This window comes from Pseudomonas sp. GZD-209, from assembly GCF_049310485.1.
Lineage (GTDB): Bacteria > Pseudomonadota > Gammaproteobacteria > Pseudomonadales > Pseudomonadaceae > Aquipseudomonas > Aquipseudomonas sichuanensis.
In genome coordinates this window covers 40,219-46,674 of sequence record NZ_JBMOWQ010000098.1, presented here as the reverse complement: position 1 = coordinate 46,674, position 6,456 = coordinate 40,219, and the positions used below count along the sequence as shown (strand labels likewise).

The following is a 6,456-nucleotide window of genomic DNA, read 5'->3' as shown; positions in this document are numbered from 1 at the left end:
CTCCCACGCTGTGGACTACCCCAAGAAGCTGGACACCAATCCGACCTTTGGGGGTAGTCCACAGTGGACTACCTCGTGGGAGCGGGCTTGACCCGCGATGAGGCCCTCAGAGCTGGATCGCTTTCACTTCGACAAACTCAGCCAACCCCTCCTCCCCCCATTCGCGCCCATTGCCCGACTGCTTGTACCCCCCAAACGGCGCCTGGTAATTGAACGCCCCACCATTGACGAAGCACTGCCCCGCGCGCAGTTGCCGCGCCAGTTGCAGCGCCTTGTCCCGGCTGCCGGCCCACACCGCGCTGGACAACCCGAACGGCGAATCGTTGGCCAGGGCGATCGCCTCGGCCTCGTCGGCATAGGGGATCAGGCACAGCACCGGCCCGAAGATCTCCTCCTGGGCGATGCGCATACGGTTGTCGACATCGGCAAAGAGCGTCGGCGGCAGGTAGAACCCGCGCGCGAAGCCCGGCGCCGTTCCACCACCGCACAGCAGCCGTGCGCCCTCCTCCTGGCCGACACGGATGTACTCCTGCACCGTGCGCCGCTGCCCCGCCGAACACATCGGCCCAAGGAAGCTGCGCGGATCCTGCGGGTCGCCCATCACCAGCCCGCGCACCTCGTCCACCGCGATGTCCAACGCCTCGGCATAGCGCGACGCCGGCAACAGCATGCGGGTCAGCGCGGTGCAGGTCTGCCCCGAATTGATCATCACGTCCTGCACGCCATAACGCACTGCCGCGTCCAGGTCGGCATCGGCGCCGATCAGCAGCGGCGACTTGCCGCCCAGCTCCAGGCACACCCGCTTCACCGACGGCGCCGCCGCCTGGGATACACGCACACCCGCGCCGGTGGAGCCGGTGAACGAGACCATGTCCACCAGCGGGTGCCGGGCCAAGGCCTCGCCCACTTTCGACCCCGGCCCGCTGACCAGGTTGAACACCCCGGCCGGCAAGCCGATGGCCTCGATCATCTCGGCCAGCACAAAGGCATGCAGCGGCGTTTCCTGGCTGGGCTTGACCACCACGGTACAACCGGCCGCCAAGGCCGGCGCCAGCTTGCCGATCAGTTGATGCAGCGGGTAGTTCCACGGGTTGATGAACGCGCACACGCCCACTGCCTCGCGGTACACCAGCGAGTTGCCGACCTCGCGCACATCGTCCATCAACCCGGCCAGCTCGATGTACTGCTCGAGCCCGACGATCGGCCCGTCTACCTGCACCGGTAGGCACCACTGCACCGGCATGCCCAGCTCGCTGGTGATCACCGCGGCCATCTCGTCGGCTCGGGCCTTGAGCTGCTCGACTAGGGCACGAATGTACCCGGCGCGCACGCTGGAAGGCGTTCGCGACCAGTCGGCAAATGCCCGGCGTGCCGCCTGCACCGCCCGCTCCACGTCCGCTTCGTTACCCAGCGGCACCTTGCCGGCGACCGCTTCGCTGGCCGGGTCTATCACCTCGGCCATGCCCTGCCCCAGCGGCTGCTGCCAGCGGCCATCGATGAACAAACGGCTGTACTCACGCATTGCGTTGCGCCTCCATCAGCTCGCCGGCACACAGCACGATACGCCGGCAGGCTTCGCGCAAAGGCTCTGCGCCCAGCACCAGGCCCAGGCGAATATGCCCGGCCGCGCTCGGGCCGAAGGCCTCACCGGCCAACACCGAAACCCCATGCAGATCGAGCAGGCGGTTGGAAAATTCCTGCGCACTGAGCCCGGTTTCGCGGATATCGACCATCACGAACATCCCGCCATCGGGCTTGAGCGCGCGCACACCCGGGCAATCCGCCAGGCACGCGCAGACCAGATCGCGGCGCTGGCGGTAAGCTTCGCGCATCGCTTCCAGCTCTGGCAGTGGCTGCTCGAGCGCAGCCACCGCGGCGTCCTGGATGAAGTCCGGCGAGCCGTACAGCATGCACAGCGCCAGGTTCTCCAGGTGCCCGGCCAGGGCCGGCGAACCCACCACCCAGCCCACCCGCCAGCCGGTCATGGCATGGGACTTGGACAGGCTGTTGAGCGTCGCCGTACGTTCGGCCATGCCCGGCAGGCTGCCGGGGCTGATGTGCTCGCCGTCGAACAGCAGCTCGCTGTACACCTCGTCGCTGATCAGCCACAGATCGTGGGCGATGCACAGTTCGGCCAGGGCTTCCCAGGTGCTGCGCGGCAGGCTGGCGCCGGAGGGGTTGTGCGGGCTGTTCAGCGCCAGGGCACGGGTACGCGGGGTGATTCGCGCGGCCACATCCTCGGGCTGCACACGAAAACCATGCTCCGGGCGTACGGGCACAGGTACCACTTTCGCCCCACAGGCGCCGAAGACCGCTTCGTAGGTGACATACATCGGCTCGGCGACGATCACTTCATCGCCCGGCTCGAGCACGCACTGGGCCACGCAGAACAGCGCGCACTGCGCCCCCGCCAGCACCGTCACCTGGTCGGCCGTCACCGCCTGGCCGCTGCGCTGCTGGTGCCGCCGGGCGATGGCCTCGCGCAGGCTGCGCTTGCCACGCACGTCGGCGTAATGGGTGTTGCCGGCCTGCAGGCTGTCCATCGCGGCCTGGACGATAGGCGCCGGGGTGTCGAAGTCCGGGTCGCCCACCGACAGCAACAGCACGTCGCGGCCCTGTTCGAGCATGGCCAGGGCGCGGTAGTGGATCTCCCAGGCGGCAGCGCCGTCACCGGCGATCCGTTGGGTCAGGGAAGAAAAACGCATGGCAAATATCCTGTTGTGCGGGATGGGCTCAGCGCGCGCAGGCGTGCTTGAGCTCGATCAGGGTCACGCCGTTGCGGGCGAAGCCGCCGCGCAGGTCCCGTTGCAGTTCGTCGAGGCTTTGCGGCTGGGCGACCGTGCAGCCGAACGCGCGGGCCAGGCCTGCGAAGTCCGGGTTGCGCGGCAGCACGCCGATGGGCTCGATGTCCAGGTTGAGCATGTCGTCGCGGATCTGCCCCAGCGCGTCGTTGTTCCACAGCAGCACCACCAGCGGGCGGTCCAGCTCTTCGACGGCAGTGGCCAGTTCCTGGGCGGTATAGAGGAAGCCGCCATCGCCCACCAACACCAGGCCTGGGCGCTCGCTGCTGGCGAACATGCCGCCGATGCCGGCCGGCAGGCCGTAGCCGAGGGTGCCGTAGCCGGTCGGGTGCAGCCAACTGCGCGGCGCCCGGCTGTTGAACACGTAGTTGCCGGTGTAGGCCAGCTGGGTCATGTCGGTGCTGATGAAGGCGTTGTCCGGCAACTCGGCGGCGATGCGGTCGAGGATCGACTGGTGCAGCGCCTGCAACGGGCCGTGGCTGGCCTGCACCGCGCTGCGCAGTGTGGCCACCGAGGCGCTGGCCGTTGTGGCATCGCGCACGCTGTCTGGCAATTGCTCGAGCAGCGCAGCCACGGTCTGCCCGGCATCGCCATGCAGCGCCACCGCGCAGGGGTAGAAGTCGTTGAACTTGCGCGGGTCGATATCCACCCGCAGCAGCTCGCCGGTCAACGGCAGGCGCTCGCGCCAGAAGTCGGTGTCGGCCATTTCGGTACCGACCGCCAGCACCACGTCGGCCTGGGCGATCAGGTCCCAGCCGGGCTCGACGCACAGGCTGGAGCCGGCGTTGAGCGGTGAGTCCAATGGCGCCAGGCCCTTGCCGGCCACGCTGGTGAAGAACGGCGCGGCCAGGCGCTTGCTCAGCAGTTGCAGCTCGGCCGCAGCGCCCAGCGCGCCACCCCCGGCAATGATCATCGGGCGTTTGGCCGCCGCCAGTTTGCTGGCCGCCTGCTCCACGCTTGCAAGGTTCGCCGGGCCGCGCCCGGGGCGGCGCACCACATCAAAGCTCCAGTCCCGCGCCACCGGCGCCGCCAGCACATCCAGCGGCACCGAGATATGCACCGGGCGCGGCCGTTCGCTGTCGAATACCGCATAGGCGCGGGCGATCAGCTCCGGCAGGTCCTCGGCCTTGAGGGCCACCGCCGAGAACGCGGTGATTGGCGCGGTCATGGCGCGCTGGTCCTGGGTCTCGTGCAGGCAGCCCCAGCCTTTGCCCAGGCTGGCCGTGTGGTTGACGCTGGAGATCACCAGCAGCGGTATCGAGTCGGCGTAGGCTTGGCCAATGGCGGTGGCGGCGTTGGTCACGCCGGGGCCGGTGATGATGAAGCACACCCCCGGTTTGCCGCTGACCCGCGCATAGCCGTCGGCCATGAAGCCGGCGCCCTGCTCGTGGCGGGTGAGCACATGGCGGATGCCGCTGCCGGGCAGGCCGCGGTACAGCTCCAGGGTGTGCACGCCGGGGATGCCGAAGACGGTGTCGACGCCGTAATTGGCCAGCAGGCGCACCAGCGCCTGGCCACCAGTCAGTGTGTTGTTCGTCATGTTCATGTCCTTACACCTGGCCGAGGCGGATCAAGGCATCGACCGCGGTGGTGCCGGTGGCACCGACCATCAATGGGTTCACATCCAGCTCCAGCAGCTGGCTGGCGTTCTCGCAGGCGTAGTCGGCCACCGCGCGGATGGCGGCGACCAGCGCGTCCAGGTCCGCTGCGGGCTTACCGCGAAAGCCCTGCAGCAAGGCGGCGCTGCGCAGGCCGAGCACGGCGTTGCGGATGGCGCCGTCGGTGGTCGGCAACAGCAGGCTCTTGCTGTCCTTGAGCAGCTCGACGAGGATGCCGCCGGCACCGATGACGAGCGCCAGGCCGAAGTCCGGCTCGCGCTTGATGCCGACGATCAACTCGGCCAGCGGTGCACTGGCCATGGGTTCGAGCAGCACCTGGTCGAACACGACGCCGGGGGCGTAGGCGGCAATGCGTGTGCGCATTTGTTCCAACGCTCGGCTCAGGGCCGCTTCATCGCCCAGGTTCAGCGCCACGGCACCGGCCTCGGTCTTGTGCGGCAACTGCGCACTGACGGCCTTGAGCACCAGCGGGAAGCCTACCTTGCGCGCATCGGCCAGCGCCTGCTGCGGGCTGCTGAGCACGCCATTCGGGACAGGCAGGCCAAAGCCACGCAGGGCCTGCTTGGACTCCCACTCATTGAGCAGATGGCTGTCACCGCTTAGTGCATGCGGGCACAGCGGCACCAGCGCCGATTCGCCCAGGGCCAGCAACGCCTCGCGTTTTTGCGCATAGCGGGCCACCCGCCCCCAGGCCGCCAGGCCGTCTTCCACCCCTTGCAGGGCCGGTACGCCGGCCGCGTGCAAACGCTCGCGGGCGCTGGCCGGCAGCAGTTCGGGGAAGGCCGAGGTGACGAAGCCGGTCTTGCCATGGCGCTGCAGAGCCTCGCAAAACAACCCCAGCAGCAGGTCGCATTCCTTGCGTTCGCCGGTGAACTCGGCGGGGTAGTCCAGCACCAGCATGGCCGCGTCGGCGTCGCTGCGCAGGGCGCTGTCGAGCATGCGCTGCTTGGCCTCGCCGTCGCCCCAGATCGCCGTGGTGAAGTCCAGCGGGTTTACCAGGTTGGCGTAGGCAGGCAGCACCTGGGCCAGTTCATCGACCTGGCTGCTGTCCAGGGCAGGCAGGCGCAGCTGATTGCTTTCGCTGTAGTCGGCGATCAGCCCGGCGTCCCCCCCTGAGCAGGCCAGGGCGATCAGGCTGTCGCCCTTGGGCAGGTTACCGCAGGCGGCGGCCTTGAGGGTTTCGACGAAGCTCACCGGACCACTGACACGGATCACCCCAAGTCGCTCGAACAGGCTGTCGTACAGGGCGTCGGAGCCGGACAGCGAGCTGGTATGACTCAGCGCCAGTTCGGCGCCGATCTGCGACACGCCGGTCTTCAGCGCGATGATCGGGATGCCCTTCTCCAGCGCCTTGTGCGCGGCGCGGGCAAAGCCCGGCACGTTCTTCAAGCCTTCCAGGTGCAGGCCGATGGCCGTGACCCGTGGCTCGTCGAGCAGCACGTCCATCAGTTCGGCGATGCCCAGCTGGGCCTGGTTGCCGACCGAGGCCATGTAGGCCACCGGCAGCGAACGGTCGCTCATGGACAGGTTGTAGGCAAAGTTGCCGCTCTGGGTCAGCACCGCCACGCCCTTGTCCACCGCCTTGCCGCCGTGGGCCACGGGCCACAGGGCGGCGCTGTGCAGGTAGTCGAGCAGGCCGTAGCAGTTGGGCCCGAGCAGGGCCATGTCGCCGGCGGCGGCCAACAGTTGCTGTTGCAGGGCTTGGCCTTCGGCGCCGCTTTCGGCGAAGCCCGAGGCATAGCAGATCGCCCCGCCCGCGCCCTTGGCGGCCAGTTCGGCGACGCAGGCCAGGGTCAGTTCGCGGTTGGTGGCGATGAACACCGCGTCCGGCGCGCAGGGCAGCTCGGCCACGCTGCGCACGCATGGCACGCCGTCGATGCTGTCGTGCTGCGGGTTCACCAGCCACAGCTGGCCCTGGTAGCCGCCGTCGGCGCAGCGCTTGAGTGCGCGGGCCATGCTGCGCCCGCCGATGAAGGCCAGGTGCCGGGGCGCCAGCAGGCGCTTGAGGTTGTCACGAATGGCGTTGGACATGGCGA

The 6,456-nt window shown here is 68.7% G+C and carries 4 protein-coding genes; all 4 read right to left on the bottom strand.

The features are described 5' to 3' along the window. Nucleotides 1-106: 106 nt before the first annotated feature. Genes ACO6VM_RS12740 through ACO6VM_RS12725 form a run of 4 tightly spaced genes read right to left on the bottom strand, consistent with a single transcriptional unit; the run spans nucleotide 107 to nucleotide 6,451 of the window. On the bottom strand, nucleotides 107-1,522 hold the full coding sequence (locus ACO6VM_RS12740; protein WP_422403362.1) for an aldehyde dehydrogenase family protein: 1,416 nt from the start codon (nucleotides 1,520-1,522) through the stop codon (nucleotides 107-109). After that, nucleotides 1,515-2,705: a pyridoxal phosphate-dependent aminotransferase gene (locus tag ACO6VM_RS12735; protein ID WP_125464344.1), complete on the bottom strand. Its 1,191-nt coding sequence runs from the start codon at nucleotides 2,703-2,705 to the stop codon at nucleotides 1,515-1,517. The genes ACO6VM_RS12740 and ACO6VM_RS12735 overlap by 8 nt, the downstream gene beginning before the upstream one ends. A 28-nt stretch (nucleotides 2,706-2,733) precedes the next feature. Beyond that, the gene (locus tag ACO6VM_RS12730) at nucleotides 2,734-4,341 is read right to left on the bottom strand and encodes a 5-guanidino-2-oxopentanoate decarboxylase (RefSeq protein ID WP_401058981.1); all 1,608 of its coding nucleotides are present in this window, start codon (nucleotides 4,339-4,341) and stop codon (nucleotides 2,734-2,736) included. Nucleotides 4,342-4,351: 10 nt separating this feature from the next. Beyond that, nucleotides 4,352-6,451, bottom strand: a complete 2,100-nt coding sequence (locus tag ACO6VM_RS12725; protein WP_422403361.1) for an acetate--CoA ligase family protein — start codon at nucleotides 6,449-6,451, stop codon at nucleotides 4,352-4,354. Nucleotides 6,452-6,456 lie beyond the last annotated feature (5 nt).